At 56.4% G+C, this 3,892-nt stretch carries 3 protein-coding genes and 1 pseudogene; 2 read left to right on the forward strand and 2 right to left on the reverse strand.

Annotated elements, in window-relative coordinates; all coding sequences use genetic code 11:
• Positions 1-1,090: 1,090 nt before the first annotated feature.
• On the reverse strand, positions 1,091-1,663 hold the full coding sequence (locus FV242_RS33095) for a hypothetical protein (protein ID WP_147941898.1): 573 nt from the start codon (positions 1,661-1,663) through the stop codon (positions 1,091-1,093).
• 178 nt (positions 1,664-1,841) lie between these two features.
• A pseudogene (locus tag FV242_RS33100) lies at positions 1,842-2,324 on the reverse strand (integrase core domain-containing protein); the annotation flags it as partial.
• A gap of 256 nt (positions 2,325-2,580) precedes the next feature.
• Here FV242_RS33100 and FV242_RS33110 point away from each other — a divergent pair.
• Both FV242_RS33110 and FV242_RS33115 read left to right on the forward strand, forming a co-directional pair.
• A complete protein-coding gene (locus FV242_RS33110) occupies positions 2,581-2,778 on the forward strand; it encodes a hypothetical protein (RefSeq protein ID WP_147941899.1) in 198 nt (65 codons plus the stop codon).
• Positions 2,779-3,072: 294 nt separating this feature from the next.
• A complete protein-coding gene (locus tag FV242_RS33115; RefSeq protein WP_147941900.1) occupies positions 3,073-3,804 on the forward strand; it encodes a hypothetical protein in 732 nt (243 codons plus the stop codon).
• Positions 3,805-3,892: the final 88 nt, after the last annotated feature.

Here is a 3,892-nt window from a genome sequence, read left to right on the forward strand (position 1 = left end):
TATCCGGACGCTGCAGCCGCAGCACCAGTTCGATCAACTCCTCGCGGCTCAGCCGCTCAAGATCGGTACGAACCATCCCACGAGGGAATCAGCGAAACCCAACCCGCGCAAGGGGGTGGGTAATTACTTCAGATACGCCCCCTTCTCGACTAGCCGACCCGCCTCGAAGTGCACCCTCGCGCCCCTGATAAGACGGTGTACTGCATCACGTGCGATCGGGTACTTCTTCTTTTCCACTGTAGGCGGCGGGGCGGCAGACCTAACACTCGCCGTGGGCTCGATTGCCTGAAACCAGCTCTCCGGATCCCCAGGACGAAGCGGCGGCAGCGGCATTCGAGGCTCCTGCTTTCCCGCTCCGAGTTTCCCCCAATAGCTAGGCGACGGCACTGGCACATTAAACAAATTGCAAATCTGAATTAGATATACTTCCGATACGCCAAATTGATCGGCGGCCATATTGATGGGACTTCCCCAGACCGCTCGATAAATATCCTCTCTAGATATCATTTTCTTACCAATTTTCGCCGATCGGCAACGAGTCTAGTTGTATCAGATCGTGTTTTTTTAGCAACGTGCTGATACTAATCAGACAAAAAAGACGCCCCGTCACACGGGATTCTTAATACCCTGATACATTCTACCGCTTAAAAGATATTAGATAAAAGTAAAAACATACATCAGCGCGTGGTGTGAGCGTTGCGGCTTCATTGATCGCCTCAACACGAGGGCGGCCACCCGGCCCCCGGGTACACCCTCGTAGTGAGCTGTCCGCGCTTGCCAGACATCTGGACAAAATTGCGCTCGTTGAAACGTTCCGGACAAATTGTCTGAGCCGTCGCATGCGTCCTCGCAACCGTCGTCGGCTGGTCCGCTCTGGAGCCGACACGCCGGAAAAGCGGACAGCCTCCTACCGACCTAACTCGGCCAGCCGGATCGCCCGCGACGCTTCTCCAAAGCGGCGGTTCGTCAGGCCTCCGGTAACTTCGCCTTGAGGTAGTAAGCCGAAGCTGGCAACGCATCCGAAACCGGACATCCGATTTGGGCTGATGGAGACAGTCTCAGGAATTAAGTGAGTGACGAGGCGAAATTGTCACTTTAAGCTTTGAAGTATTGATGAAATAATTTGCGAATTAGCAGCGGAAGACGAGGTCGGACCCCAATAAAGGACGTAAAGTATCTTATTGTTATCCGGGGGCACATACCAAAGACTTACAAATGTCGGCTCCCCATCTTCTTTAGCATTCCAAGTTATTCGCGTTCCTTCTCTCCCAGCTAATACGGATTTTGACTCCGCTTTCGTCTTCTCGTTCAAAATCACCGATTCGCGAGCAAGATAACTCCTAATTTCTGCCAGCACCGTATCCGGCGATGACGCATCAATTGCTTCGATAGCGATATACGTTGAACCATCCGGAGAAGTTACGTCAACTCCTTCCTCGGTGGCTTCCGGCTTCCATATGTCAGGTATTTCAACAGTATATTGAGCTTGATCGTCGCTAGGTATTCGGAACTCGGCAGCCAATACTCTGGAAGATACTCCGGATACCAGGTCAGCCACCGCAGTTAATATAAATAGATTCAACAATAAATCAAACACTATGCCTTGAATTTTTCGGATATTGACGGCAGTCTGTAGCAGTCGAGATAGGCGACATGACGACATGATCGGCTCCCGCACAAGAAGAAAAGCATAAACTCATCGTCCTTACTGGTTTAGGAACAAACATGAGCGCGATTTATTTGATTGTGGTTCGCCATGAATCAATCTGGTATTTTGGACCAGTGCAGATAAGTGAGGGTCCCCCGGATCTTGGTCCGGCCGAAAGGTGAGCCTCCGGGTCTCATTCGGCGGCCTGCAGGGCCGCCGCCAGGGCGAATTCCTGGGGCGTTCGCCACCCCAGGGCGGTGTGAGGACGGCTCTCGTTGTAGTGCCGCCGCCACGTCTCGATCTTGCTCCTCGCGTCGGCCAACGACAAGAACCAGTTCGCGTTCAGGCATTCGTCGCGCAGGCGGCCGTTGAACGACCCGACCAGCGCGTTGCCGGTCGGCTTGCCAGCGCGAGAGAAGCCTAGCGTGACACCATTCTCGTAGGCCCAGCGGTCGAGCATGCGGCCGACGAACTCCGGTCTATTATCCACCCGCAGGCTCTTGGGCCGCCCCGGCAACCTAACCAAGGCGTCGAGAGCCTCGGTAACCCGGTAGGTGCGGACGTTGGCTCTCGATGTGAGCGAGAGCGACTCTCGCGTGTGGCAATCGACGACCGTCAGAATCCGGAACAGACGCCCGTCGAAGACGCGGTCGGATACGAAGTCCATCGCCCAGACTGGCAATCAGCATGTCGCGAACGCAGCCTGAACTGTCCCGCCCGTCGAGACCGGCACGCCCACAAACCAGGCCGGATGCTTACGGCGATCTGGTCGAGTGAGAGAAGAAGCTTGCTGCCATCCCGCTCGGACGGCCTGCGTGCCCGCGCGAGATCGGGCGGCTGATCGCGTACCTCGTGCGTGCCGACGTGGACTACGTCACCGCGCAGAGCTTCGTCGTGAACGGCGGCCGAAGCGTCAACGTCGGGCAGGGCGCGTGAGCGGCGAGACTAGATCGACCGGGGCGCCATTGGCGGAGCCGCAAAATTTCTTACTGTCTGAGCAGGGCTTCGTGCCGAACAACCCAACTCTGCCGGTTCTCCTCTACCAGCGCGCGGTCATGGCGGAGGACGCAGAGGGGACGGCTGCTGTGATGGAGGCGCTTTTCGCCAGCAACGGCTGGCCGGCGCAGTGATGCGACGGCGTGTTCGGCCACCACCCCTACCACCCGACCACCCATTAAGGAATTAGCGTTGGCGGAAGGGACGAACCCGGCAACGAACCCTCTTCAACCGGAATAGGCTTAGTCTTTCCTACTCCGCCCGTCACCAGGAACGGCCGTATCAAATCATGCTCTTCCAGCGCTTGCTGGCGGGTACAGGCACATGCATCTCGCGGCGCTGCCTGTTGCCGATGGGCGCTGATCGCTTGTACCGTGAGCAGCCAACGCACCTGTCGCTGGCAGTTTGTACTCTCGGGAGGGTCGATCATGCTGGAGGACGATTTTCGCCCGCCCAGACGCCCGAAGCAAAGTGCCATTCTGCTGTTCGCCGGCGCAACAATATCGTTTGCATCGACGCAATCGAGCGCGACGACCAGGGTCTTGCATTGCGGCGTCAACTCGGCTGCTTGCAGCGCTCTAACTTACAGCAGCGTCCCACTTATTCAGGTTCAGGCCAGCCCTGCATCAGCCCTGATCGATGCGGCAAAACGTTGGTTAGAAGTAGCTGAGCGGATCCAAAGCTCCGGCGCTCTCCTATCTCGGGGCACGCTCCCTCCCGATCTAACGACAGCCCGGACCGCATTCGAGCAAGCTTGGTACAATACAGGGCTGCAAGACCGCCGTGAGACCGGCCACCAGACGCTCGGCAAGGCCTTCTCAATGTTGATTCGATCCTACCGCTTACAAGAGAGAGGCAATCCTGATCCAAGCATCGCCTATGCCTGGGCGGACGAGATGATCAATTTTTTCCGCCAAACAGCTAGTCGGCGCGAGCTCGCTGACGCCATGCTTGAGAAGGGTGCGATCTATCTCGAAGTATCTCAGCTAAATCACACAGATCGAGTTAGATTTGATCGCATATCAAGCGACGGAGACCAACTGCTCCAAGATTGCATGTCAATCGCCGAAGAGGATCAAAAGAACGAAGTACTTCGATACTGGAGCCGTTTCTACTATAACGTAATTACCCACCCCCTTGCGCGGGTTGGGTTTCGCTGATTTCCTCCTGGGATAAGCCGAAGTGATCTTGAGCGGCTGAGCCGTGAGAGTAATTACCCACGCCATTGATGGCTGGTTTCAGGCGCCG

This window comes from Methylobacterium sp. WL64 (genome assembly GCF_008039945.1).
Taxonomy (GTDB): domain Bacteria; phylum Pseudomonadota; class Alphaproteobacteria; order Rhizobiales; family Beijerinckiaceae; genus Methylobacterium.

Excerpts from the sequence above, each read along its gene's own strand:
- FV242_RS33095 (WP_147941898.1), bottom strand. The coding sequence starts at position 1,663 with ATGTCGTCATGTCGCCTATCTCGACTGCTACAGACTGCCGTCAATATC.
- FV242_RS33115 (WP_147941900.1), top strand. The coding sequence starts at position 3,073 with ATGCTGGAGGACGATTTTCGCCCGCCCAGACGCCCGAAGCAAAGTGCC.